The organism is Providencia sp. PROV129 (assembly GCF_028482245.1).
GTDB classification, from domain to species: Bacteria; Pseudomonadota; Gammaproteobacteria; order Enterobacterales; family Enterobacteriaceae; genus Providencia; species Providencia vermicola.
In genome coordinates, this window is the sequence record NZ_JAMPQD010000001.1 from 74,977 (window position 1) to 101,747 (window position 26,771).

Here is a 26,771-nt window from a genome sequence, read left to right on the forward strand (position 1 = left end):
GCTAATCTAAATCCCATTTCTTTAAGTGATTCAGTTCTTTTTCCATTTCTTGGTAAATAAAAACGCGCTCATCATTTAGGTCTTCATCTTGCGAGGACGAATAGTGCTGCAACGCGAAAATAAGTAATCCCGCTGCAATCACTGAAATCAATAGACTGGAAAGGTGTTTCGACAACGGCGTAGATTGCGGTGCGAGAACAAAGGCTCCACTAATGACTGCCCCTAAAATAGCCCCGCCGATATGGGCTGCGTTATCAATGCCAGACTGCAAACCATTCACTAAAGTTAAAGCAATCATCCCAATGATATTATACAGCGGGCGTTTTAATTGGTTTTTTTCTTCGATGGACAAGTTGGGGTTATTCAGGGCTTTTAAAAGATAAATAACCGAAGCGGCAGCAAGCCCCATAATGGCACCTGACGCACCAATACTCACAGTGATATAAACCGTATTATCAGGTAAATATAAGCTGTTCCATGAATTCATTGATGCACGGCTGGTGGCTTCACGAATACTCTCGCTATATTGCCAATAAGCACTAAAAAAGGCTGCACCAATACCTGAAAATAGGTAGATAGCGAGGTATCTGAATTTGCCGTATGTCCGCTCACATTCAATCCCTATTACAAACAGAGCCAAGGTATTTAAGGCGAGGTGAAAGCCCCCTGAATGCAACACCATACTCATCGGGTAGCGCCACCAATCCCCCGTTAAGGAGAGTTGGTAAACATTTGCACCAAATATTAATAAGTTATTTTCTTGGGAATCAAGGGGCGCTGCATAGGTAAGCTGATAAAAATAAACGGTGATATTTATGGCGACTATCAATAAGGTGAGTGCCATGGCCCAAATGGAAAACTTCGGTTTATGGGGAGTGTGTGTCTCTAAAGGGTCAGCCATTTCAATATCCTATCTTCGCTTTATATTGATATATTAAATAAGCTAAGCCATTAGCGCAATTTACCATTATCTGAACTCGGGTATTTTCTCTTTTTTCAGACAAATAAGAAAATAAAAAAAGGCACATAAAATATGCGCCTTTCAATTTAATAAACAACAAATTAGAACGAGGTACGTTTATAAGTACGGTATTCTGGTTTCCAGAAATTACGTTCAATGGCTTCATCTAAAGCGCTGTCAGAGGTGACGGTTGCTACACCTTGAATCTGCGCTTCTTTGGCAACTTGTTTGGCAATAACGCGCGAAACATCTTGGATATCCGATAGCAATGGTAATAAAGCACCTTCGCCATTTTTTGCCAGTGGTGAACAGCTTGCTAATGCGCGGCTCGCTGCCATCAACATACCATCAGTCACTCGTTTTGCGCCTGACGCGATAACCCCTAGGCCTATTCCTGGGAAAATATAGGAGTTATTGCACTGGGCAATTGGGAAAACTTGGTCTTTGTAAGACACTGGGCTAAACGGGCTGCCTGTTGCAACTAATGCTTTTCCGTCTGTCCAATTGATGATGTCTTCTGGGCGAGCTTCAACGCGTGAGGTTGGGTTAGACAATGGCATCACAATTGGGCGTTCACAGTGTTTATGCATCTCTTTGATGATTTCTTCAGTGAACAAGCCAGCTTGGCCAGAAACGCCAATCAAAATAGTTGGTTTGGCATTGCGAACCACATCCAGCAGCGAAATTGAATCACTGTCCACATCCCAACTGGCTAAATTAGCGCTATCTTGCGTTAATTTAGCTTGGAAATCGAGCAGGTTAGGGAGTTTATCCGTCAATAAACCAAAGCGGTCAACCATGTAAATGCGTGAGCGAGCTTCTTCGTCGCTTAACCCTTCGGATTTCATTTGGGCAATAATTTGCTCGGCGATACCACAACCAGCTGAGCCTGCACCCAAGAACGTCACACGTTGGTCACTTAATTTACTGCCTGCGGCATTGCTGGCGGCGATGAGGCTACCTAATGCTACGGACGCAGTCCCTTGAATATCATCGTTAAAGCAGCAAAGCTCATCACGGTAACGGGTTAATAACGGCATCGCATTTTTCTGTGCGAAGTCTTCAAATTGCAATAAAACATTTGGCCAACGGCGCTTAACTGCTTGCACAAACTCATCGAGGAATTCGTTATATTCGTCACCGGTAATACGTGGATGACGCCATCCCATATACAGCGGGTCATTCAAGCGTTGTGGGTTATTCGTTCCTACATCAATAACAATTGGTAAGGTATAAGCAGGGCTGATACCGCCACATGCGGTATACAGTGACAGCTTACCAATTGGAATGCCCATGCCGCCGATACCTTGGTCACCAAGGCCTAAAATACGCTCACCATCTGTGACAACGATGACTTTTACATTTTGTTTTGTGGCATTTTGCAGCATGTCGTCAATATGTGCGCGGTTTGGATAAGAAATAAATAACCCACGGGCACGACGATAGATATCAGAGAAATGTTCGCACGCTTCACCCACAGTTGGAGTGTAGATGATTGGCATCACTTCCGTTAAGTGGGCATCAATCAAGCGATAAAATAAGGTTTCGTTGGTATCTTGAATGTTTCTTAAGTAGATGTGTTTATCAATATCTGTTTTAAAATCAATTAATTGACGATAAGCACGCTCAACTTGCTCTTCGATAGTTTCAACTTGTTCAGGCAGTAAGCCATGCAGGTTGAAGTTCGCGCGCTCTTCTTCAGTGAACGCACTGCCTTTATTCAATAAAGGGAATTCAAGTAAAATTGGGCCAGCATAGGGGATATAGAGAGGGCGTTTTGTTTCGTATTCATGTTCCATGAAATATCACTCTTCGGACGATTAATCAACAAAGTCAGGGTAGATCCTAAGCTAAACAGGAAATATGTACAGTAAATAATGATGCAAAATCGTTAAAAATTTTATAGACATAATAAAGAATTTAGTTAAGGAATGAAACTAAAGCGTACTTTTAGGTTGTGATTACGACGGGTAGATCACGGTTAGCAACATAATGGTTTTAATCCATTTTTTAAATTTAAAGGTGTAAATTCAGTTTTCTTTATTATTTCTTGAATTTGTTAATTGATGTTTATCTTTTGTCTAATAAATGATCTTTTAACTAAATAGCGGTAAAACTATATTTAAAAATATTATATATTGCTGCATGTTTTTTATTGATTTATTTTTATGTTGATTTTTGTCAAAATAAAAGGCGGTAAATATGAGGTTTTTATTTTTTACTTTAATTTTATTACTAACAGCATGTAATGGCGGTCAAACGCTAAAGGTAAATAATGAGGATGAAAAGAATATAACATATGGGGAATCTGAATATAAAAAGGTAAAATTACTCGCCGGGTTGAATTTCAGTTATATGTATATCGCAATGAGAATGCCTGAAAATATAACTAAATATAAGCATAACAAGTTAGCTCATGTTAGGGTTATAGCGGATTTTATAAAGCTAGATAAAAAGTGTTTTGATGAAGGAATTGATTATAAAAAAGCAATTGTTTTATATCATGAATCATTAGATAAAAGGAATGTGTCTCGTACTATTTGGTTTTTTGAACATATTTTAAATGTAATAGATGAAAACGAAAGAGATATAGTATGGAAAGCCTATCTTTATACAATAAATAAAGGTGGTAGAAAGGATGAATTAGCATTAATTATGAAAATATGGTACGCGATGTTAATAGAAGCGGCTAAGCCACCATCTGAAAAACAACAAAGAAGCATTGAATGGCTTTCTATTGCAAGACAAATTTCGACAATAAATAAGATGGAGAAACACATTAATAGTATGTGGACTAATAATCTTAAAACTAAATCTATAGGATTTAGAAATGAATAGAGCAAAAAATAATTATAACATTATTATTTTATTTATTACTTTACTGCTTTTTTCATTTAAAACTTTAGGTTTGGAACCAAAAAATAAAAAACAAAGTATATTTATAGAAATTATCCATGACTATATGTATGTCACTATGGATGAATATAAAAGACCTTTATCAAAGGAAAATATGAAGAAGTTCCACTATGAATCAGCATTGGCACATATAGAGTTTTTAAAAAATTGGTTTGATGTAAATAAGGATAAAAAAACTAGAAAAGGGGATATTAATTTTCATGAAGCTGTCATGATAAATAAAAAAGGGTTTAAGGCATCAGATTTACCTTATGATGCATGGTTCTTTGCTGATATTTACGATGTTCTTGATGATGTTGAACGAGATAAATTTTGGCAAGATATTCTTAATGCTATTTCCCACCCAGAAACAAATGCTGAGGTAAACGTATTTATTAAGCTTTGGTCAAAAATGAGGCTCGAGACAGATAGCCAATCTGTTGATAAAAAGAAGCTAAGCCAGCGGTGGTTAAATAGAATGAAAAAGATCCCCTTAGTTATTGAAATGGTAAAAACCATGGAAGCTGTTGAAGATTTATTCATTTATTCTCATCCGGAGCTTATTCAATAATTTTTAAAGTAATATTAAGGTTTAAATAGAATATGCGATTGAATATTTATTTAATATTTCCATTAATACTATTCTCGTGTGTAATTAATGCAAACAACAGACCTGGGTTTGTATGTGGGAAGTTTAATAATACAATAGTTGAGGTGCCGAGTGACTATGTGTATACCTTTGCAGAATATGAAGGGTATAGTTATTTTGACCCAAGATTTATTGAAAATAAAAAAGGGTGTGAAGCTAATTTTAGAATTCTGCCAATGAGGATGTCTTGGTCTGATTTGAAACCATCTAATGAGGTTAGTAATGATGTTAAAATTATAGAGGTTTATGTTGAACCATTAAAGGGAGACCCTGAAAAATATTTGAGTTATAGAAAACACGTGTATTTAGATATGGGGTACCTCAAAAGAAAGGGGGAGTTATATTATGATGAAGAGTTGGATCTTTATTTTACTGAAGTGACTGTAAAAATACGAAGAAGTATTGGTCATAAAGAAGATATGTATTTTAATAAAAAAGGATATTATTGGAAGAAAATTAATAATGAAGTGATTTTTTTAATTGAGTGTGAATGGTTAGCAATTGATGAGAAGTATCATAAGTGTTTTCAATATTTTTTGATTCCAGAAATAGGAACTAAGGTTAAATTTTATTTTGATGCTAAAGAATTATCTAATAGCAATATAATGAGGGAAAAAATACGATTTTTTTTACTCGATCATGTTAAAAATTAGGAGATGATATGAGAAATCAAGAAATTAGAGAGGGTGATTTAGAGTTAACTCGTAGTGATGTTTCTAATGCAATTAAAATTTTATTAGTAACCAAAGAACCAAAGTTGATGTATGAATATTTGGAAAGTAAAGGAGACCGATATGCTAAATTAGCTAATAGTGTGGTTAAAGGTGATTCTCTTTCAGGTGCTTTTGCGCTTAATTATTTAGATGAAGCTATTTTAGAGTATATTGGAGTGCAAGATGAGTTTATAATTGAGCGTATTCGCTATGATATGGCAATAGCCTATGCTCAAACCCTAAAAAATAGATTTGAAGATGGAAAGGATGTAATCTATGGTGATATAAATCACATAGAGGCTAAATTATTTCATAGTAGTGTATTTTCTTATTATAATCTTCCTTCTGATGCATGGACTTTAGAACCTGTATTTTTTGTGTTACCTAGAGAACAAAGAGAGAGTTATTGGCAGAGAGCTTTAAATTCTGTAGGTGATATAGAAAGTGAAACATTATTAAGTATAAATACTAAAGATATAATGTTTAGAGCATTATATGAAGGTCCAGCGCATATGCAGCCTAAAATACATAGTTGGATTAAACGGGTTATGGATATTGATAATGTAGTAGATGGTGTGGTGGTTACAACCAAGAAATCTTATCAAAATATTATATCTCATATAGAAGAAGATAATATGGATAGAATAAATACAATTATTTATAACACAGGAAACCCTTTAATTGATAAAGGAACAGAGCGTTTTTCATTTTGGGATTATCCTTCACAACATTTAGAACCATTTCAAGTACAAACAGATTGGCGTGGCCAAACGGAATTTACACATAAAAATCTATTGTCTGAATATTATTTAGAAAGACCTGACTATATATTACCAGAAACAGGCTTATTTGATTCACCATCAGTTAATTATCAGCCAAATGTTGCTCATTATGATCATATGATTGATGATTTAAGGGGAAATATGCCATCAATAAACAACAAATCAACATCTCCAATTAAGTATTCACATAATATGGTAGATAAATCGATATCGGAAAGCACTTATCCGAAAGCCGAACCGAATAGACAATTAGCACCACGTACAATAAACCTACTTGATGGATTAAAGTTTAAGGATAATGTAACACCAACAAATCATTATCTAGAACGTCCAAGTGTTGTTCTTCCGGGAACTCCAGAATTTAAAGATTTCCCTACAGATACAATAAAAAATAATCATCATTTTGAAAATATGGTTGGTCAGCTAAGCGATAATATGTCATCAATGGATTCATTCGATGGTTTTTCTAATAACCATTTTTCAGACAGAACAGCATCAAATATACCATCTCGGTTTTCTGGCTATTCATCAAATTCATTTTTTAGTTAGTTACTGAATTAAAGTTTTATCAATTTATTAAAAATATATGAAATATAAAAAATGGTTATTGCCAATAACTAGTCTATTGACAATAACCATACATAGAGCATGAGAGAGAATTAATCCAAATAAGCTAATTCAATATTTTGGCAACCCAGTGCTTGTAATGTATTTTCGGTAACACACCAATGTTTGATAATCGCATCTTGCTTTTCAACAAATTTAGCTTGGTCGATGGCGTGAATATCTTTACCTGAGAGGTTAATCATAATTAACGCCGCTTGCAGTGGTGGCAAACTTGGGTTGAATGCGGCATTTTCTGCGTAGCGGCCTGTAAATAATGAACCATCTTTTAACTGTAACGCAATACCTGAATGGGATTGGCTATAAGGCGCATGAGATTGGTTTGCTGCCTCGATTGCAGCAGTTAATAACCTGTCACGGCTTTGGTTTTTATAACCATGGTCGACAGGGTCTAGCAGTAAAGTGGTAATATTGAGGTCAGAAGGCCCAAAAGAGTCGGGTAAATAGTGGTGCAGTACCGCAGGTGTGCGGCCAGGTAAATTCACCATAATTTTACCACCTTCGCGTAATTCATTCATAAACTGGCGGCAGTGGCCACATGGGGTGTAATTCACAGTGATCGACGTAATTTGCTTTTCGCCTTTCATCCATGAATGGGTGATCGCGCATTGCTCCGCGTGGATCACTTGCCCCATCGAAACATGGCTAAATTCCATATTGGCGCCGAAATATAAATTACCGCTAGCGCCGCAAGCGATTGCACCAACATGGAAATGGGAGATTGGCGTAACGGCATAGGCCGCTGCAAAAGGGAGTAGTGAGAATGCTAATTCTGAGTCGCTAACACCGCTTTGCGCTTTAATGTGCTGCACTTGCTCAGCCGTTAGCATTCCAGGAAAATCGGATTTATCAATGATAGGTCTAAGTACAGACTGTAGCTTCTCTGGAAGCTCGGCCCAAGCGGCCTTAAATCTTGAATGCATGAGTTACCCTCCCTATTTAATTGTTTTCATTCTATTCAATAAAGCACATATTGATATGTGATTTAAATCACCAATTTAAATGAAACATATGAAACAAATTCTTTAATTGAGAGATATATCTCATGTTTTTAGTGTTCAATGATAAGTAAGAGAACATCGTTTTCTCTTACTCATCATACTTAACGGAGTGTTTAACTAATAAGATTAGCTAAAAAGATGCAAAATGACAGGAAATATAAATGGCGCACTTAACGAGGTGATCACCCCACAGGTCATCAATGCGAGCGAACTATAAGCTCCCTCAATGTAATTAACCTCAGCGCAACGTGCGGTGCCTAATGCGTGGGAAGCCGTTCCCATCGCAAGCCCACGAGACGCATGGGTGCGTACACGTAAAGCATCAAATAAACTGTGGCCAAACATGGCGCCTAAAATCCCCACAAACAACACACAAGCGGCACTAATTGCAGGGATCCCACCAATTGAATCGGCAACCGCCATCGCAATTGGCGTCGTAACAGATTTCGGTAATATTGAGGCGGCGATATCTGGCGTTGCCCCAAGCCAAAATGCAATTGCTGCGCCACTGAACATCGCGACGATGCTACCCGCAAAGCAGATACTAAACAAAGATTTCCATTGGGCACGAATTTGGTGCATTTGCTCATACAGGGGGAAAGCCAATGCCACAACGGCGGGTTGCAGTAAATCATTCAGGATTTTACTGCCCGCAAAATAATGCTCATAGGATGTATTGGTGATAACCAGTATGGCAATAAGCACCGCAATGGTAATTAATAATGGGTTTAATATCGGTAATTTAAATTTCACTGATAATTTGCGGGCAAGGTAAAACACCACAATTGTCAGCGGTAACGACCACCAAATGTGCGTTAACATTATTCATTCCCCTTAGTTTTATCATTATTAATCACCGAAGAAATTGGCTCTTCAGGAGGAAGGGGAACTTCATCAGGTTTAGCACCCACGACAGGGCGTTCTTTGTGGATATAGTTGGAACTGATAGCGACGACTATCATTACAATTAAGGTACTGACCACACAAGAAACCACAATCGGGAGCAGCTGTTGACTCAGTAAGTCATAGTAATTCATGATCCCCACACCGATAGGCACAAATAGAATGGTCATATTTTTCAATAAAATACTGCATCCAGGTTGTGCCCAATGTGCAGGGATAACTTGCAGCGCCAGCAGTGCAAATAAAATGAGCATACCGACAATACTGCCAGGGATAGCAAAAGGAAGTAGGGTAGAGATAAGGTTTCCGATAATCAGGCAGAGGTAAAGTATTGCGAAAGCGCGCAAATACTGCCATCCCGTTATCAGTACCTGTTTAAATGACATGAGATCCGTCCTGTAGCTTGATATCTATTCATCATACAATTAACTAGAGAGTTGTGCTATAGATCACAAGAAAATATCTTAACATTCTGCGATGGGAAACTGAAACACACAGACTGCTAATGTACTCACGAAGACAAGGTTTAAGCTAATATCTTTGAGGTATACTTTATTAAATATTTATTACGTATATCACAGTTATTATTTTTTATTTTAAAAGTAGTTGAACTATAGCGTTTAGCCGATAAATTAAATAATTAAAGAGTATTTAAAATGATTGAATAATTGAATAATAAATAAGGAAATAAATGGATTATATAGATCTCAGAAGTGATACATTAACTAAAATTTCACCCAGTGATTTAATTAATATAAATTTTAGTAAGATAGGAGACGATTGCTACAATGAAGATGAATATGTTAAAGGGTTAGAATGTTTTGCCGCAACGTTATTTGGAAAAGAATCAGCATTATTTATGCCATCTGGAACAATGAGCAATCAAATAGGTCTTAGGGTACTAGCAAATCCTGGCGATGAGGTAATTACTGAAACAGGTTATCATATTTGTTATTTTGAATCTTCTCCAACATCTGCACTTAGCGGGATTGTTATTAATAATATTAAAACAAGTAGTGGGATATTAACGGTTAAAGATGTCATTGAAGCTATAAATAATAAATCAAGGTGGTCAAATTTATATGCAATTCCTAAGGTCATCTCGATAGAAAGTAGTATTGGAACCTATGGAGGATGTATATTTCCTATTGAAGAAATTAAGGCATTAAGAAAATTATGTGATGATAGAAACATTTCATTATATCTTGATGGCGCAAGGGTTTTAAATTCATGTGAGGCACTGAGTATTTCACCAGAATGCTATGTGAAAGACATAGATCTGCTCAATGTTTGTCTTTCAAAGGGGATTGGTGCGCCTTTTGGTTCAGTGTTTATTGGAAAAGAGCGGGATATCCAAATTGCAAGAAAGCTTAGGAAGTGGTATGGCGGCGCATTGCATCAATCAGGTTTAATGGCGTTTATAGCATTAAAAAAATTAAAAGAGTACAAAGTAAATATAAGGAAAGACCATGATAATGCTCAATACTTATGTAAAATATTGGAGGTTTTTTTTGAAATAAAATACCCAGTTGAAACTAATATTATTATGGTAAATAAAAAAAATGCACATGAGTTTTCTTTATTGCTTAAAGAATCTGGTATTTTAGCAACAGCATGGACGGATGAAATTATTAGGTTTGTTACTAGTTCAAATATAAATAAAGATAAATTAAATAAATTGAATGGAATACTTAATTCAATGGGGATTTTTAGAAAATAGAAAATAGAAAATAGAAAATAGAAAATAGAAAAATGAAAAATAAAATATTAGCGTCAAGGTTTTTGTCTGGTGTTTCATTTTATAGCTTTTTACCCTTCTACTCTCTTTACTTATTAAACTATAAAGAACTTACAAAAGAAGATATTGCAATTATATTATTTGTGTTCTTATTTGTAAGTAGAGGTTTTTCTTTACTTTCACACTATATTATTTTTTTGTTAGGCTATAAGATTACATTCATTATGAGCTATCTGCTAACATCATTAGCGATAGCTATGACCTACCTTTTAAGTGATGTTAGCTCATTTATTATTTTTTCTGCAATTATAGGTGCTGGGTTCTCAATTGCGAATATATGTACTAGTCTTTTTTTGGCTGAAAACTCTTTGCATTCAAATAGAATGAGAAATTTTTCTATTTTAAATGTCATCGTTAATATATCTTCAGCATTAGGTGGCGTTTTAGGCGAGTTTTTTTACAATAAGTCATATCCTGGTGTTATTTTATTTCCTGCTTTGATTATGCTTTTTATTCAATGGGAATAAAAGACAGTGCAATCTCTAATGAGAATAATAATAATACAATAAGAGTATCTGCAAGCTTTAGTGAGTGGTGTGTTTTTGTTTTGTATAGCGCTGTTTCTTTTTTCATGATAGGTGTGATACTAAGGAATCTTGCATATCACTATGAATTATACTCAAAGATGGAAATGAAATATATTTCAGTTTCATTACTTTTCGCTTTAAATGCAGGGATTATTATTACTCTACAAATGAAAGTGACAAACTTTTTAGCGAATAAAAATCTACTTATTCAAAATATTATCTATAAAATAAGTTTATTATTAACAGTAAGTATTTTGTTTTTTTTGGATTTTAATTCGGCAACCAGTTTGTATTTATTAATTGGTCTATTTTCTTTGTGTGAGTTAGTTTGGAGTCCGTATAATAATAGCCTTTCTATTATTAAATGTCCGTTTGAGAATAAAAAAATGTCATTATCCTTATGTGTTTTTTTCTGGGGTGTTGCAGAATCATGTGGCGCGTATTTTGGCCTTATAGCAGAACTATATCAATTAAATTATGTATTGCCTTTTTTTATTATAATATTACTTATTTTTTTATTTGGGGTTGAGCATTTTTTAACTAAAAGGAATAAATATGAAAACGATAGTTTTTGTTGAATGTAATATATCAGGCACAGGAGTCAGTGCGTTAAAAATTGCCAAGCGTTTAGGTTATCATACAGTATTGTTTACTAAGGAATGTGCATTTTATCGAAAGATACCCGATAACCCAACATTGTATGTTGATGATATTATTGAGTTAAACACAGACTGCATGGTGTCTGTTTTACATAAAGCAATGCAATATAACACAGTTGGAGTTGTGGCATTTGATGACTATCGTTTAGTGACGGCGGCGGCAGTATCTCATGCCTTAGGCTTGCCATCCCCAAGTATTAAAGCTTTAGTTTCATGCCGATATAAAAATATATCGCGGGAAATACTTTCTAATAAAGAAGAAAACATTAAATTTAAAGTCTGCCAGATTGGAGAAAATATAGATTTTTCAGAGTTTACGTTTCCTTTAGTTGTCAAACCTTGTGATGATAGCGGTAGTAGTCAAGTCACGATTTGTTCTAATATTGAAGAGGCTAATATTGCTGTTACAGAGCTAATTAATTTTCGAATTAATAATCGAGGTTATAAATTATCATCGTATTATTTAATTGAAGAGTTTATTCAAGGTAGTGAATACAGCGCTGAAGTATATTGGAATATTGAATTAAATCAATGGGAAGTATTAGGTATAACCGAAAAAATAACTACGCAAGGGAAATACGCTGTAGAAATAGGGCATAATTTTCCTTGTAAATTGGAATTAAAAAATAAAATAGAGGAGACAATTATTGGCTGGTTAAACCGGCTTGGATTGTCACATACAGTTGCTCATGTTGAGTTTAAACTCGATAATAATAAAATCAGGTTAATTGAAGTAAATCCAAGAGTCGCGGGAGGGATGATTGATAATCTTTGTGAAAACGTAACAGGTTTTAGTTTAGTTGAATGTTACTTATCGTTGCATGTGAAGGGGATGTCATATATACCGCAATCTGTTGTTGAAAATCGATTTGCATCAATTCGTTTTATAACACCTACAAAATTAGGAACGATTAAAACGATTTCTACAGCACTTGTGTTATCACCATCATTACTATACAAATTTGTTTCGACCCCTATTGATGCTAAAGCTCTTAAAGATAGTTATAGCCGTCTTGGTTACATTGTCGTTTATGGAACTTGCGCTGAAGAGGTTATTACTTCGGTGGAGAGCAAATTACAGCAAATAAAAATTGAGTATATTGAGTAATATTTGGTGGTAGAAAACAACCCTAATGACTTAGTGTATAAGTATTAGGGTTGTTATAGCGTTTAATTAATAGATACTAATACAGATGTTACTTAACTTGCATACCTGGCTGTGCGCCGCTATCAGGGCTGAGCAGATAAATGTCTTTTCCACCAGGGCCTGCTGCCATGACCATACCTTCGGAAATACCAAAGCGCATTTTACGTGGAGCAAGGTTTGCGACCATCACCGTTAAACGGCCTTCTAATGCTTTCGGGTCTGGGTATGCAGAGCGAATACCAGAGAACACTTGGCGCGTTTCACCACCAATATCTAACTGTAATTTCAGTAATTTGTCTGAACCCTCAACAAAATCAGCCTGTTTGATTAGTGCAATTCGCAGGTCGATTTTTGCAAAATCATCAAAGGTGATCGTATCTTGAATTGGGTCATCCGCCAGTGGGCCAGTGACTTGCTGGATTGGCTTGATGCTCTCTTTTGATGCTTCAACCATTGCATCTACTTTTGTCATTTCAATGCGGTTAAATAGCGCTTTGAAAGGTGCAACACTGTGACCAAGTAATGGTGTGTTAATCGCATCCCAAGATAACTCAGTATTTAAGAACGCTTCTGCACGTTTGGTCAGACCTGGTAAAACGGGTTTCAGGTAAGTCATCAATATACGGAACAGGTTAATCCCCATTGAGCAGATATCTTGCAGCTCTTGGTCTTTGCCTTCTTGTTTAGCAACTACCCAAGGGGCTTTTTCATCAACATAGCGGTTAGCAATATCCGCTAGTGCCATGATTTCGCGGATCGCTTTGTTGTATTCGCGATTGCTATAATCTTCACCAATGACTTTTGCCGCATCAACAAACTGTTGATATAACTCAGGCTCTGCTAAGTTTGCAGATAACTTGCCATCGAAGCGTTTAGCAATAAAGCCTGCGTTACGCGAAGCTAAGTTAACCACTTTGTTTACAATATCGCTATTGACGCGCTGAACGAAATCTTCAAGGTTTAAATCAATATCATCGATACGAGAAGACAGTTTTGCCGCGTAGTAATAACGTAAGCAGTCCGCGTCTAAATGGTCTAAATATGAACGCGCAGTGATAAAAGTACCACGCGATTTAGACATTTTCGCGCCATTAACCGTGACATAACCATGGACAAATAGGTTAGTTGGTTTACGGAATTGGCTGCCTTCTAACATCGCAGGCCAGAACAGGCTGTGAAAATAGACGATATCTTTACCGATAAAGTGGTAAAGATCTGTTTTCGAGTCTTTATTCCAGAATTCATCGAAACTCAGGTCACCGCGTTTGTCGCACAGGTTTTTAAATGAACCCATGTAACCAATTGGTGCATCTAACCAGACATAGAAATATTTACCTGGCGCATCTGGGATTTCAAAGCCGAAATACGGTGCATCGCGGGTAATATCCCACTGTTGCAGACCTGATTCGAACCATTCTTGCATTTTGTTCGCGACTTGTTCTTGCAGCGCACCCGAGCGAGTCCATGCTTGCAGCATGTCGCTAAATGCAGGTAAATCAAAGAAAAAGTGTTCTGAATCACGCATTACAGGTGTTGCACCAGAGATAACAGAACGCGGGTTGATTAATTCTGTTGGGCTGTAGGTTGCGCTACACACTTCACAGTTATCACCGTATTGGTCTTCTGCTTTACATTTCGGGCAAGTACCTTTAACGAAGCGGTCTGGTAAGAACATGCCTTTTTCTGGGTCGAAAAGCTGAGAAATAGTGCGGTTTTTAATAAAACCGTTATTTTTCAGTTTCCCATAAATCAGTTCTGATAATGCTTTATTTTCTTCACTGTGTGTCGAGTGATAGTTATCATAGCTAATGGAAAAACCTGCAAAATCGTTCTGATGTTCTTGGCTCACTTCAGCAATCATGGCTTCAGGCGTGACACCTAGCTGTTGTGCTTTAAGCATGATTGGGGTTCCGTGCGCATCGTCAGCACAGATAAAATGAACCTCTTTGCCGCGCATTCGCTGATAACGGACCCAAATATCAGCCTGAATGTGCTCCAGGATATGACCAAGATGGATTGAACCGTTAGCATAGGGTAACGCACAGGTTACCAGTAATTTATTCGCGACTTGAGACATAGTAACTTTCTTACTTCCATTATTTGAAAAGGGTCTTTGATGTTAACCGATCAAAACCATCGCTGCTAGGGATATAAAAGATTAATTGGAAATTTGTTGGAAAAAGAAATTTTCGCCTCTTCTTGGCTTTTCCTGCGCTTGGCAATCACTATTTTTTATGTTCTCTGTTATGATTAACCTCAGTCAAAGTATATCCGTCTAATCTCAGGTAGCTTATCGAGTTATATAGGATATCTATAAGTTCAAAAATATAAATAAAGGAGCCGGGATGAACGATAAATCCCCCGAGCAGAACAAACCAGAACTGCTGACTGAACAAGTCTCCAAAGTTTTGGCTTCATTTACACACCCAACGCTGCAACGTAATCTGATTTCCATCAAAGCGTTACATCATTGTGCAATGTTGGACAATGTGCTGCACGTCGAATTAGTCATGCCATTTGTTTGGAAAGGGCCTTTCCAAACGCTGATTAGCGAAAAAACGGCAGAACTGAAGCAGTTAACTGGCGCTCATGCGGTTGAGTGGAAACTGCGTCACGATGTGACGACGCTAAAACGCGCTAACGATTTGCCTGGTATCAAGGGTGTGCGCAATATTCTGGCGGTGAGCTCAGGTAAAGGCGGTGTGGGTAAATCCAGTACTTCTGTCAACCTCGCGCTAGCACTGGCGCAAGAAGGGGCGAAAGTTGGTATCCTTGATGCGGACATTTATGGTCCGTCAATTCCAAATATGCTAGGCACAACACTAGAGCGCCCAACGTCTCCTGATGGCCAGCACATGGCGCCGATTATGGCGTATGGCTTAGCGACTAACTCCATCGGTTATTTAGTCACTGACGATAACGCAATGGTATGGCGTGGCCCAATGGCAAGTAAGGCGTTAATGCAAATGCTGCAAGACACCTTATGGCCTGATTTAGACTATTTAGTGATCGATATGCCACCAGGAACAGGGGATATCCAATTAACTCTGTCACAAAACATCCCTGTAACAGGCGCGGTTGTGGTGACAACGCCACAAGATATCGCACTGGTTGATGCCATGAAAGGTATCGTGATGTTTAAGAAAGTGAATGTGCCAGTGTTAGGCGTAGTAGAAAATATGAGCGCACATATTTGCAGTAACTGTGGCCATGTTGAGCCAATTTTTGGTACTGGTGGTGCAGAAAAACTGGCTGAAAAATACAACACGAAACTGTTAGGCCAAGTTCCGCTGCATATTTCTTTGCGTGAAGATCTCGATCGTGGTCAACCAACTGTTATGCGTGATCCTGAAGGTGAGTTTGCGGATATCTATCGTGAAATTGCATCGGGCATTTCAGCATTAATGTATTGGGAAGGGGATAAAATCCCAACGGAAATTTCATTCCGCGCGGTGTAGTTCACCATAATCTATTAGGGGCTATTTAGTGTTTAACATTAAATAGCCTTTTTTTATTTGTATTGCTTTCCTATCCAACCCACTTTCCCTTTTTCTGATTTATCTGTGGATTGTTTCTATATTGGGAAAGGATAGCGTAGAATAAAGTGATATTGTTGATGAATTCTTTTCCTATGGGCAAGGCCTAAAAGGTGATTATGAAATTTTTAATTTTTATTGTCGTCGTGGTGCTGATCGTTATTTATTTTTATAACCGTATCGTGGCATTACGCGAAGCCGTAGTTTCCAGCGAAACTGAAATTTCAGTTCAATTAGACAGACGCGGAAAAGTGTTTGATAGCTTACTTGCGACGGTGAAAAAATACTTAAGCCATGAAACGGAAGTGTTCAGTAAAATTACAGAGCTACGCACTCAGGCACAAAATTCAACGGGTGATAAAGCACGCGAAGCGGAAGATGCGCTATCCAAAATGGTGAGTAGTGGGGCGATTAATATCGCAGTTGAAGCCTATCCAGAGCTGAAATCTGATGCAATCATGGCTAACTTGCAAGAGGAAATCGTTTCTTCAGAAAATAAGCTGTCTTTTGCAAAACGCGGTTATAACCGTTCATTAGAAACCTATAATGCGTATATTGCATCCATGCCAGCTGCGCTTATTGTTGGCATTATTCCGAGCTTAAAAATATCAAAAGAATACTGGCGTCTTGACGAAGAGGCGATTAAGTCTGAAGAATCACGTCGCATTAATTTTGACTAATTATCGGTTTATCGTCATTTGGACAAATTATCGGGACAGCTTAGGACGTTCCGATAATTATCTGTGATAGAAAGCAGGGTATTTTATGGATTTTCGTAACGTCATACGTAAAAATAATATTCGGACTCGTTTTGTGGTGATGAGCTATATTTTTATTATGCTTATCATTGGGTTATTAGCGGATATTGCCACGCATCCAAATGAGCAATTAGATTTGTATGATAATGCAATGGAATTTGTGACGTTAAAAGAAATGCCAATTGCGACATTTATCGTTTTAGGTTTGACATTCCTTGGGTTGGTTTATATTCATTTTCGTGGTCATAAAATGATGTTGGCAGGGATGAATGCGAAAGAAATCAACCCAGAAAATGCCACCAGTTCAGAAGAAAAACAGCTGTTTAATATTATTGAAGAGCTGAGTTTAAGTGCAAGTTTAGGCTATATTCCTCGTTTATATATTTTAGAAAGTGATGAGCCAAATGCATTTGCCGCAGGTTGGAATGGCCGTAATGCATTGGTTGGGGTGACGCGCGGTCTGCTTCAAACGCTGAACCGCCAAGAAGTACAAGCCGTTCTGGCACATGAAGTCGGCCATATTATACATGGTGACTCGAAGCTGACTTTGTATGTGGGGATTTTAGCGAACGTGATTTTAACGATAACCAACGTATTTAGTCAGATTTTTATTCGTACCGCAGGGCGAAGCCGTAATAATGCTGCCAATAAAGCCCAAATGATTTTATTGGTGTTGAATTTTGTGTTGCCGTGGATCACACAAATTCTGTATTTTTATTTGTCCCGCACCCGTGAATATATGGCAGATGCGGCGGCCGTCGATCTCACGTCTGATAACCAAGCGATGATCAGTGCATTGAAGAAGATATCAGGGATGCATGAGACGCATCAATATGATGATACGAGTACTGGACAAGCTTATCGAAAAGCGGCTTATATTTTTAATAAGGGGGATTCTGTTTTTTCCACTCACCCGTCTATTGAAAACCGCATTGCCGTTTTAGAAGGGAAAAAGCAGTTTTAGCCACATAAATTAAAGGGCTAATTGGAAATCCCCCCTTTTTCATTAAATATTGGCGTTTTTTTTAGCGAACTTTGCCGAAGGGCGCTGGAACAACACGCCATTACCCCCTATAATTCCGCCAACGTAACATTTTGATGTTATGTATTTTCATTTCTAAAATATTTAACTAGGTTATCATTTTATGGCTGACATAGCGCATCACTGTACCATTGTAGGTATATCGGGAGCCTCTGCATCTGGCAAAAGCTTAATTGCAAGCACTCTATATCGTGAATTACGAGAAAAGGTCGGTGATCATAATATCGGTGTTATTCCAGAGGACTGTTATTATAAAGATCAAACAGATGTCCCAATGGAAGAACGGCTTAAAGTGAACTATGACCATCCAAACTCAATGGATCACAGTTTGCTTTATGAACACCTCAAATCACTAAAAAGTGGTCAAGCAGTAGAAATTCCGCAATACGACTATGTCGCTCACACTCGCAAAGAAAAAACCATTACATTCAAACCTAAAAAAGTCATTATCATTGAAGGCATTTTATTGTTAACCGATAAACGCTTACGTGGTGAGATGGATTTTTCGATTTTTGTTGATACACCACTGGATATTTGCTTGATGCGTCGTATTAAACGTGATGTAAATGAACGAGGCAGAACATTAGATTCCGTGATTGACCAATACAATAAAACGGTTCGCCCAATGTTTTTACAGTTTATTGAACCATCGAAGCAGTATGCCGATATTATTGTGCCTCGTGGCGGGAAGAACCGTGTGGCAATTGATATCTTAAAAGCGAAGATCGGGGAATTTTGCCAAGAGTAATCAAGGCAAAAACTAACATTATGAAGGGGGAAACAGCCATGCGTCTTTGTGACCGCGATATTATTCAATGGATGGATGATGGCAAATTAGTCATTAGCCCGCGCCCACCTGTTGAACGGATCAATGGTGCGACCGCAGATGTCCGTTTAGGAAATCAGTTTCGTGTTTTTCGTGGACATACCGCGGCATTTATCGATTTAAGTGGCCCAAAAGATGAAGTGAATGCTGCACTGGATCGTGTGATGAGTGATGAGATCGTGCTGAGCGAAGACGAGCCATTTTTCTTACATCCAGGGGAATTAGCACTTGCAGTGACGCTTGAGTCTGTTACGCTCCCAGATAACCTTGTGGGTTGGCTTGATGGTCGCTCATCACTGGCTCGATTAGGCTTGATGGTGCATGTTACCGCGCATCGTATTGACCCTGGCTGGAAGGGGCAAATTGTACTAGAATTTTATAATTCAGGTAAGCTACCATTAGCATTACGCCCTGGCATGGTCATTGGGGCGCTAAGCTTTGAGCCATTATCAGGCAGTGCAGATCGTCCTTATAATAGCCGCCAAGATGCAAAATATAAAAACCAACAAGGGGCTGTTGGTAGCCGTATCAGTGAAGACTGATATTCGCTAAACTTCGCGGAAATTGTGTCATTAATGGATTTTAATGGTGTAATTTTCGCCCATTTTCAGGGAAAGTGATGGTGTGAGTTCACGTTGGTGATGGTCGCAGGTAGGGTTTAAGAGAGGGAAGCATGAAACGTTTTTTAACGACACTGATTATTTTACTTGTCGTCATTGTTGCGGGTCTGACAACATTAGTGATGTTGGTAAATCCGAATGATTTTCGTCATTATATTGTCGAGCAAGTAGAGAAAAAAAGTGGTTATCAGCTTGAATTTAATGGGGATATGCGTTGGCATGTTTGGCCAACGTTGAGCATTATCACTGGTCCCGTCTCTTTAACTGCACCAAATGCATCCAAGCCTGCCCTGAGCGCTGAAAATATGCGTTTAGATGTTGAACTGTGGCCTTTGATTTCCCACCGTTTATCTGTTGAACAAATTGTGATTGATGGTGCAGTGATCCGTAAAACACCAGAAAGTGAGCCTCAAGCACATAGTAGCGACCCGATTGCACCTGGTGGCTCAACCTCTCAGACTTCCACTATTGATAAGAATAACTGGTTGTTAGATATTGAAAAAGTTGATATTTCTAACAGTTTAGTGATTTGGCAAACACCAAAAGATGAATTTAACCTCCGCAATATTAATCTGTCACTGAAAAAAAATAATAATAAGCAGGTGGCGGTAAAATTCAGCGGTAACCTAAATAAAAACCAACAAGAATTTGTATTTAATCTACGTGCAGATATCGATTTATCAGATATTAATCAAAAGATTAACGGAAAATTAACTCAGTTTGACTATAAATTAAGTGGTGTCGATTTACCTGAAAGTGGAATTGAAGGGCAAATAACAAGTGATTTCCTATATAGCAAAGGGAAAGTGGAAAGTGCGAGTTTAAACAATTTGGCAATAACGGCTAATGATAGTGTTCTATCAGGGAATGGCAGTATCCAATTAACGGTTCCCCCCAAAATTAGGGTTAATTTAGTCGCCGAGAAATTAGATTTAGATAATCTATTAGGGACAGCATCTGCCAGTAGCAGTGTAGAATCAGAGACAAATAATAACCGTGTCGGCGTTAAACCAGTTATTTCTGGGGCTAATCCTCAACAGTATGATTTATCAGGCTTGCAGGCATTTTCCGCCAATCTCAATTTAACCATTAATCAGTTAATTTATCGTGGAATGATAGTCAGTGATGTGGTTTTTGAGGCACAAAATCAAACTCCTCGTTTGACTGTTTCAAAACTACAAGGTAAGGCATTTGGTGGTGATTTTTCATTACCAGTGACATTTAATTATAGTTCAACTCCTACTTATGTTTCAGCAAAGCCAGATTTAAAAAATATCGACTTAACACCGCTATTAAAAGCCTTCGATATGCCACAAAAATTAAGTGGAATAATTTCGTTAAATGCGGCGTTATCGGGTGTGGGTTATGATGACAATGCAGTGAAAAACCAGTGGCAAGGGCCGGTTAATTTTGAGTTAAGAAATGCGAAATTACAGGGGCTGAATATCCCGCTATTAATTCAACAGTCGGTTTCCAGAGTAACCAATAAAATTAATGCCCCTGTCAATACGGGTAATTTCACCGAAGTAGATTTATTCACGGTGGCTGGTAAATTAAACAAAGGTAATTTGAATATTGCTTCTATGAATGCCACCTCATCATTAGTGAATATCAGTGGTCAAGGGCGCTTGAATATTCCGAATGAAACTATCGATGTTAATTTAGGGGTTAATATTGCCAATGGCTGGGGGGGAGACTCTCGTTTAGTTAAACAATTACAAGCCATGACTATTCCATTACGTATTTATGGAAATTGGAATAGCCTAAAGTATCAATTAGATGTGGAGAAATTACTGCGTAATGAGTTACGGGCTCAAGCCAAAGATGCCCTTGGTAATTTTTTAAAGAGAGAAGAAAATAAAGGGCTTAACGATTTATTGAATGCATTGTGAATATAAGTTTATATTTTATATATGAATGGCATAAAAATGGAGCCGCTTAAAATAGGTGGCTCCATCTGTTGGTAATAATTTATTGTTCAAATTTGGATGGTGCTTTTTTGCCCATCAGTAAGTCATTAGCTCTTTGATTGTTATCCTTGTAAGCTTGGTGAGTTTGAGTCATATCGAAACTATCTTGCTTTACTAACTTTTTTATCTCTTTCTGCACGTCTTTTACTTGATCTGATGCATTATTGAGTGTTTTTGGCTTCGAACTATGATGCTTGTATGAAGAACTCTGTAACTTACCTGTATATTCATCGATTTGTTTTTGTATAACATTTAATCTTTTCCCAAAATCGCTGATATTACCCTTAGTGTAGGCCCCACTTGCTTTGCCGCTTTTAAGATCGTCAAATTTTGAAGTAATATCACTTAATAGTTTTGTAATGGCATTACTCAGTTGTTTAAGATCTTTTTTATGAACGGTTTTTTCGGATGTAGTTATAGGGCATTTTTGATTATCATTGCTAACGCTGCGAGTATTCCCACTTAGGCCTTTCGGTGAATTATTGTTATTTATAGAATGAATAGTTTTATTTGCTTGATTACCAGTGACTTGCATAATATTACCTTTATTAAAGTTAATTGTATTTGATTGGCTTAATTATTCAGTGTTTAAATGCTAACTTCTTTAATAAAACGATACTGTTTTTATTGTTAACGGGGGCAAGGGTAATATCTTGAGATTTTACGTAAAAAAATACCGACCCTATAGGCCGGTATTTATAGAACAGGAATAGATGTTAGTGGTTAATCATCTTCAAATTCATAACCACTCCCTTCTGGTGCGGGAGGTGTGATTAACACTTTATTGATTCGGTGACTGTTCACTTCAAGAGGTTGGAATATGCAACCATTGATAGTGACTTGCTCGCCGACTTCAGGAACACGTTGTAAATGTTCCATTAGAAGACCTGCGATAGTTTCATATTCACGTTTATCATCTAATTCCATCGGAACAAACATAATTAAATCTTCCAATGGCATGAAACCGTTGGCCACCCATGTGCCATCATCCAGTTTTTGAATATCATGGCGTGAATCATTTTCTTCATCGCCGACAGGCAAGTTACCTGCGATGGTTTCCATCACGTCGGTCAATGTTACGATACCTTCGATAGAACCAAACTCATCGACCACAAATGCAAAGTGAGTATGCGCCTTACGGAATTGCTCTAACGCTTTTAACAGTGATAACCCCTCAGGGAAGATCAACGGTTGGGTTATTAGCGCTCGTAAATTTAGCGGCTGACCACTTAATTGCTGTTTAACTAAATCCATTACGTGGACAACACCGACTGGCTCGTCACTAATGGTTTCATCAATCACCACAAGGCGTGAGTGGGGGTTTTTCTCCATCAATTGCAGTAAATCTTCTGAAGATTTATTGATATCAAGATAATCCACATCATGGCGTGAAGTCATGATACTTTCGACGTTACGTTGTGCCATACCAAGCACTCGGGCAATCATTAAACGCTCTTGCGGATCAAAAACGGATTGGTTATCTGCAATGAGATCGGAAGTGTGTGGGTCTAATTCTCCACGCTCGTTATTACCGCTAAGAATACGTAATACCGCCTCTGCTGTACGTTCACGTAGTGGACGGCTACCTTTAAGGAATTTACGTCGATTAAATTGTGCGAATTGGTTTAATACTTCAATCATAATAGAGAAGCCAATTGCAGCGTATAGATAACCTTTCGGAATGGCATAACCAAACCCTTCGGCCACTAAGCTGAAACCAATCATCAATAGGAAGCTTAAACACAGTATGACAATGGTTGGGTGTTGGTTAACAAAACTAGTTAACGGTTTACTTGCCCAAATCATTAATGCCATAGCAATGGTAACAGCGGCAATCATCACTCCGATATGGTCAACCATACCGACTGCGGTGATCACTGAGTCCAAGGAGAATACGGCATCAAGCACAATAATTTGTGCAACTACTGCCCAGAAATTCGATGTTTTTCTTTGCGTATTACCATGCTCGTCTTTCCCCTCTAACCGCTCGTTCAATTCCATTGTGGCTTTGAATAAGAGGAATAATCCCCCGACTAACATAATTAAGTCCCGGGCACTAAATGGGTGCTCAAAGAGCGTTATTATCGGTTTTGTAAGGGTAATGAGCCATGACAGGCTAAATAGAAGCACAATACGCATAATCAGGGCTAATAAAAGTCCAGTTACACGGGCTCTATCACGCAGCTTTGGCGGGAGCTTATCTGCCAGAATGGCGATGAAGACGAGGTTATCAATACCAAGAACGATTTCTAGAACGATTAGGGTAGCGAGGCCCGCCCAAATCGAAGGATCTGCGATCCATTCCATACAGTTTGTTTTACCTTCTGATATGACGGCTTATACCGACTGGTGAATAATGCGGTTTGTTGAACGAAATATCAATAAGAAATCACTTTAGTTGGATAATTCTTGACAAAAAAAGGGAGAATACGTCATCGATTGCATCAATAACTACCATGCAACACAATCCTAGGTTAATATGTGATCCCGTTAACAGAATGTCAGCACGGTCGAGGCTGACTTGGTCCTAATCAGACAGGAGTTGTTCATGTCAAAGCAGCAGATTGGTGTTGTCGGAATGGCAGTCATGGGGCGTAACCTTGCGCTCAACATTGAAAGCCGTGGTTACTCAGTGTCTATCTTTAATCGTTCTAAAGATAAAACAGACGAAGTGATTACCGAAAATCCAGGGAAAAACCTCGTTCCCAACTATACAATTGAAGAGTTTGTTGACTCTCTGGAAAAACCTCGCCGCATCTTGTTGATGGTAAAAGCGGGTGAAGCAACGGACAAAACAATTGCCTCGCTGACTCCTCATCTGGACAAAGGAGATATCTTAATTGACGGTGGTAATACTTTATTTACTGACACTATCCGTCGTAATCGTGAATTATCTGAGCAAGGTTTTAATTTCATCGGTACTGGTGTTTCAGGTGGCGAAGAAGGCGCATTAAAAGGTCCTTCAATTATGCCTGGTGGTCAAAAAGAAGCTTACGAATTGGTTGCGCCAATCTTAAAAGAAATCGCAGCGAAAGCGGAAGGCGAGCCTTGCGTGGCTTACATGGGGCCAGACGGGGCAGGTCACTACGTTAAAATGGTACATAACGGTATCGAATATGGTGATATGCAATTAATCGCTGAAGCTTATTCATTGTTAAAAGGTTCATTAAACCTGAGTAATGAAGAGCTGGCAGGCACCTTTGCAGAGTGGAATAAAGGTGAATTGAGCAGCTACCTGATTGAAATTACAGCAGATATCTTCAAGAAAAAAGATGAAGAAGGTAAGTACCTTGTTGACGTGATTTTAGATGAAGCGGCAAACAAAGGCACTGGTAAATGGACGAGCCAAAGTGCGCTGGATTTAGGCATTCCTCTGACATTAATCACGGAGTCTGTTTTCGCTCGTTATATTTCTTTCTTAAAAGACCAACGTGTTGCAGCGTCTAAAGTCTTAACTGGCCCAGTCTTAAAACCGGTTGAAGGGGATAAGAGCGCGTTTGTTGAGAAAGTACGTCGCGCGCTGTACTTAGGTAAAATCGTCTCTTATGCGCAAGGTTTCCAACAGCTAAAAGCGGCATCAGACGAGTACAATTGGGACCTGAACTACGGGGAGATTGCAAAAATCTTCCGTGCAGGCTGTATCATTCGTGCACAATTCCTGCAAAAAATCACGGATGCCTACAACCAAGATGCGAAAATTGCCAACTTACTGTTAGCGCCATATTTCAAACAAATTGCGGACGAATACCAACAAGCACTGCGTGATGTTGTGTGCTACGGTGTACAAAATGGTATCCCAACACCAACCTTCTCTGCCGCTATCTCTTACTATGATAGCTACCGCTCAGCGGTATTACCTGCAAACTTAATCCAAGCGCAGCGTGACTACTTTGGTGCTCACACCTATAAACGTACGGATAAAGACGGTGTTTTCCATACTGAGTGGATGGAATAATTCCAACATCATCCTTTACCGATGATACAAAAGGCGCTAAATTTAGCGCCTTTTTTGCCTTTCATTGGCAGCATGAATAAATGATGAATTTATTCTATCATTTCTTTTTTGATAGTTAGATTAATAGTTTCCGCTACATTATTCATCAATTGTTGAATGACATAACTTTTATTACGGTATCTGAGCATAGTTTTATGCGTAACTTTCTTATTTTATTACTTTTATTAGTATTGCTTGGCCCATTGGGTATTGATTTATACCTGCCGACTATCCCTGATATTGCGAAGGATTTAGGTAGCAGTGAATCCGTGATTCAATCGACCATTGCACTATTTATTTTAGTCCTAGGCTTAGGGCAATTGATTTCTGGGCCACTGGTCGACCGATACGGGCGAAAGCCCATCGCGATAGTTGGTATGGTGCTCTACATTATTGGGGCTGGTGTTGCCATTTCAGCCACGACGCCAACGGTATTTATTGCCTCGCGTTTACTGCAAGGGGGTGCAGTCTGTTGTACTTCTGTGGTGGCATTTAGCTGTGTTCGTGACCGCATGAATGGCACTGAAGCGGCTCGTGCATTTGGTTTTCTTAATGGCACATTGAATATTGTGCCTGCACTCGCGCCGCTATTAGGCGGTTTGCTGGCAGAAGCATGGGGTTGGCGTGCACCGTTTTGGTTCCTTGCGTTATATGCTGTCATCATATTGGTATTAATCGCGGTATTTTTACCTGAGACACGACCGACAAATTTGCCTAAAGTGAAAATTATTCCTTTGGAAACCTATTGCCGTATTTTAGGTCATCGCCAATTTATCATTTTTGCTCTCGTCAATGCAGGTACGATGGGGATGGCATTAACCTATGTTTCCCTTGCACCAACGGTGTTGATGGGGGAGGCCCAGTTGAGCCCGTTAGCGTTTTCCATTGTGTTTGGGATTAACGGTTTTTGGATTATGTTTGCCAGTTATATTGCTAACCATTTTATTCATAAAATCGGGCGTCCTGCCTGCTTGTTGGTTGGTAGCTCAATGATGGCGATCGGTTGTTTAGGGTTGATATTAGGTTTTGTTGTGTTGCCAGAAGCTATTCAAAGTCATTGGGTTGTTTATATGTTGCCTGTGGCTTGTGCGTGTACAGGCCTTGCCTTTATGATGGGAACTGCAACCAGTTATGCTCTTGAGCCTTTTGGTAATGAAGCGGGGACGGCATCTGCGTTGGTAGGATTTGTGCAAATGGCTGGCGGTGCAGCACTGGGTCTTTTAGCTATAGCATTACCGATCGCGCCAAAGTTATCGTTAGCGATTGTGATGCTAGTCGGCTGTATTTTTGGTTTAGTGGCAAGAAAGGCCAGTTTAAAATTAAATTTGAGTCCCCCCACGAGTGATTAATAAGATTTAAGACTCTA

At 38.4% G+C, this 26,771-nt stretch carries 24 protein-coding genes; 16 read left to right on the forward strand and 8 right to left on the reverse strand.

What is annotated here, in order from left to right; all coding sequences use genetic code 11:
- Nucleotide 1 precedes the first annotated feature (1 nt).
- Both PSF27_RS00355 and PSF27_RS00360 read right to left on the reverse strand, forming a co-directional pair.
- Nucleotides 2-901, reverse strand: coding sequence for a rhomboid family intramembrane serine protease (locus PSF27_RS00355; RefSeq protein WP_272680627.1), 900 nt, complete (start codon nucleotides 899-901; stop codon nucleotides 2-4).
- 161 nt (nucleotides 902-1,062) lie between these two features.
- A complete protein-coding gene (locus PSF27_RS00360) occupies nucleotides 1,063-2,760 on the reverse strand; it encodes an NAD-dependent malic enzyme (RefSeq protein WP_206085380.1) in 1,698 nt (565 codons plus the stop codon).
- 403 nt (nucleotides 2,761-3,163) lie between these two features.
- On the opposite strand from PSF27_RS00360, the gene PSF27_RS00365 reads away from it, so the two are divergent.
- The 4 genes from PSF27_RS00365 to PSF27_RS00380 are packed head-to-tail and all read left to right on the forward strand — an operon-like array spanning nucleotide 3,164 to nucleotide 6,549.
- Complete coding sequence (locus PSF27_RS00365) at nucleotides 3,164-3,799, forward strand: hypothetical protein (RefSeq protein WP_272680628.1); 636 nt, start codon at nucleotides 3,164-3,166, stop codon at nucleotides 3,797-3,799.
- Nucleotides 3,792-4,427, forward strand: coding sequence for a hypothetical protein (locus tag PSF27_RS00370; protein ID WP_272680629.1), 636 nt, complete (start codon nucleotides 3,792-3,794; stop codon nucleotides 4,425-4,427). The genes PSF27_RS00365 and PSF27_RS00370 overlap by 8 nt, the downstream gene beginning before the upstream one ends.
- A 32-nt stretch (nucleotides 4,428-4,459) precedes the next feature.
- Nucleotides 4,460-5,158, forward strand: a complete 699-nt coding sequence (locus PSF27_RS00375) for a hypothetical protein (RefSeq protein WP_272680630.1) — start codon at nucleotides 4,460-4,462, stop codon at nucleotides 5,156-5,158.
- 8 nt (nucleotides 5,159-5,166) lie between these two features.
- Nucleotides 5,167-6,549, forward strand: a complete 1,383-nt coding sequence (locus tag PSF27_RS00380) for a serine protease (RefSeq protein WP_272680631.1) — start codon at nucleotides 5,167-5,169, stop codon at nucleotides 6,547-6,549.
- A 110-nt stretch (nucleotides 6,550-6,659) separates the two neighbouring features.
- On the opposite strand, the gene cdd is transcribed toward PSF27_RS00380, so the two are convergent.
- The 3 genes from cdd to PSF27_RS00395 all read right to left on the reverse strand — a co-directional run bounded on the left by cdd (nucleotide 6,660) and on the right by PSF27_RS00395 (nucleotide 8,914).
- Nucleotides 6,660-7,547: a cytidine deaminase gene (gene cdd / locus PSF27_RS00385; RefSeq protein WP_272538806.1), complete on the reverse strand. Its 888-nt coding sequence runs from the start codon at nucleotides 7,545-7,547 to the stop codon at nucleotides 6,660-6,662.
- A gap of 204 nt (nucleotides 7,548-7,751) precedes the next feature.
- A complete protein-coding gene (locus PSF27_RS00390; RefSeq protein WP_206085389.1) occupies nucleotides 7,752-8,447 on the reverse strand; it encodes a CidB/LrgB family autolysis modulator in 696 nt (231 codons plus the stop codon).
- A complete protein-coding gene (locus PSF27_RS00395; protein WP_272538805.1) occupies nucleotides 8,447-8,914 on the reverse strand; it encodes a CidA/LrgA family protein in 468 nt (155 codons plus the stop codon). The genes PSF27_RS00390 and PSF27_RS00395 overlap by 1 nt, the downstream gene beginning before the upstream one ends.
- Nucleotides 8,915-9,219: 305 nt before the next feature.
- On the opposite strand from PSF27_RS00395, the gene PSF27_RS00400 reads away from it, so the two are divergent.
- Genes PSF27_RS00400 through PSF27_RS00415 form a run of 4 tightly spaced genes read left to right on the forward strand, consistent with a single transcriptional unit; the run spans nucleotide 9,220 to nucleotide 12,620 of the window.
- Nucleotides 9,220-10,248, forward strand: coding sequence for a threonine aldolase family protein (locus PSF27_RS00400; RefSeq protein WP_272680632.1), 1,029 nt, complete (start codon nucleotides 9,220-9,222; stop codon nucleotides 10,246-10,248).
- A gap of 32 nt (nucleotides 10,249-10,280) precedes the next feature.
- Nucleotides 10,281-10,793, forward strand: a complete 513-nt coding sequence (locus PSF27_RS00405) for an MFS transporter (RefSeq protein ID WP_272680633.1) — start codon at nucleotides 10,281-10,283, stop codon at nucleotides 10,791-10,793.
- A complete protein-coding gene (locus tag PSF27_RS00410) occupies nucleotides 10,784-11,431 on the forward strand; it encodes an MFS transporter (protein WP_272680634.1) in 648 nt (215 codons plus the stop codon). The genes PSF27_RS00405 and PSF27_RS00410 overlap by 10 nt, the downstream gene beginning before the upstream one ends.
- A complete protein-coding gene (locus tag PSF27_RS00415) occupies nucleotides 11,409-12,620 on the forward strand; it encodes an ATP-grasp domain-containing protein (protein WP_272538801.1) in 1,212 nt (403 codons plus the stop codon). Before PSF27_RS00410 ends, PSF27_RS00415 begins: the two co-directional genes overlap by 23 nt.
- An 88-nt stretch (nucleotides 12,621-12,708) precedes the next feature.
- Here the strand turns inward: PSF27_RS00415 and metG are convergent, their stop codons facing one another.
- Nucleotides 12,709-14,736: a methionine--tRNA ligase gene (metG, locus tag PSF27_RS00420; protein ID WP_272538800.1), complete on the reverse strand. Its 2,028-nt coding sequence runs from the start codon at nucleotides 14,734-14,736 to the stop codon at nucleotides 12,709-12,711.
- A 268-nt stretch (nucleotides 14,737-15,004) separates the two neighbouring features.
- Here metG and apbC point away from each other — a divergent pair, with 268 nt between their 5' ends.
- The 6 genes from apbC to asmA all read left to right on the forward strand — a co-directional run bounded on the left by apbC (nucleotide 15,005) and on the right by asmA (nucleotide 21,333).
- Nucleotides 15,005-16,117, forward strand: coding sequence for an iron-sulfur cluster carrier protein ApbC (gene apbC, locus PSF27_RS00425; RefSeq protein ID WP_206085392.1), 1,113 nt, complete (start codon nucleotides 15,005-15,007; stop codon nucleotides 16,115-16,117).
- A 197-nt stretch (nucleotides 16,118-16,314) separates the two neighbouring features.
- Complete coding sequence (locus PSF27_RS00430; RefSeq protein ID WP_272680635.1) at nucleotides 16,315-16,875, forward strand: LemA family protein; 561 nt, start codon at nucleotides 16,315-16,317, stop codon at nucleotides 16,873-16,875.
- Between the two features lie 85 nt (nucleotides 16,876-16,960).
- Nucleotides 16,961-17,917 carry a zinc metalloprotease HtpX gene (gene htpX / locus PSF27_RS00435; RefSeq protein WP_272680636.1) on the forward strand — a complete coding sequence of 319 codons (957 nt, stop codon included), beginning with the start codon at nucleotides 16,961-16,963 and terminating at the stop codon, nucleotides 17,915-17,917.
- A gap of 181 nt (nucleotides 17,918-18,098) precedes the next feature.
- Complete coding sequence (gene udk, locus PSF27_RS00440) at nucleotides 18,099-18,743, forward strand: uridine kinase (RefSeq protein WP_272680637.1); 645 nt, start codon at nucleotides 18,099-18,101, stop codon at nucleotides 18,741-18,743.
- A 38-nt stretch (nucleotides 18,744-18,781) separates the two neighbouring features.
- Nucleotides 18,782-19,363 (forward strand): dCTP deaminase, encoded by a 582-nt coding sequence (gene dcd / locus PSF27_RS00445; protein ID WP_206085396.1) that lies wholly within the window; start codon nucleotides 18,782-18,784, stop codon nucleotides 19,361-19,363.
- Between the two features lie 131 nt (nucleotides 19,364-19,494).
- Entirely contained in the window at nucleotides 19,495-21,333 is a 1,839-nt protein-coding gene (gene asmA / locus PSF27_RS00450) for an outer membrane assembly protein AsmA (protein ID WP_272680638.1), read from the forward strand.
- Nucleotides 21,334-21,412: 79 nt separating this feature from the next.
- Here asmA and PSF27_RS00455 read toward each other — a convergent pair whose 3' ends face one another.
- Together PSF27_RS00455 and PSF27_RS00460 are read right to left on the reverse strand one after the other, a co-directional pair.
- On the reverse strand, nucleotides 21,413-21,946 hold the full coding sequence (locus PSF27_RS00455) for a hypothetical protein (RefSeq protein WP_272680639.1): 534 nt from the start codon (nucleotides 21,944-21,946) through the stop codon (nucleotides 21,413-21,415).
- A 188-nt stretch (nucleotides 21,947-22,134) separates the two neighbouring features.
- Nucleotides 22,135-23,718, reverse strand: coding sequence for a TerC family protein (locus tag PSF27_RS00460; RefSeq protein ID WP_272680640.1), 1,584 nt, complete (start codon nucleotides 23,716-23,718; stop codon nucleotides 22,135-22,137).
- Between the two features lie 241 nt (nucleotides 23,719-23,959).
- Here PSF27_RS00460 and gndA point away from each other — a divergent pair, with 241 nt between their 5' ends.
- Entirely contained in the window at nucleotides 23,960-25,366 is a 1,407-nt protein-coding gene (gene gndA / locus PSF27_RS00465; protein WP_272680641.1) for an NADP-dependent phosphogluconate dehydrogenase, read from the forward strand.
- A gap of 194 nt (nucleotides 25,367-25,560) precedes the next feature.
- The gene (locus tag PSF27_RS00470; RefSeq protein WP_272680642.1) at nucleotides 25,561-26,754 is read left to right on the forward strand and encodes a multidrug effflux MFS transporter; all 1,194 of its coding nucleotides are present in this window, start codon (nucleotides 25,561-25,563) and stop codon (nucleotides 26,752-26,754) included.
- The last annotated feature ends 17 nt before the right edge of the window (nucleotides 26,755-26,771 follow it).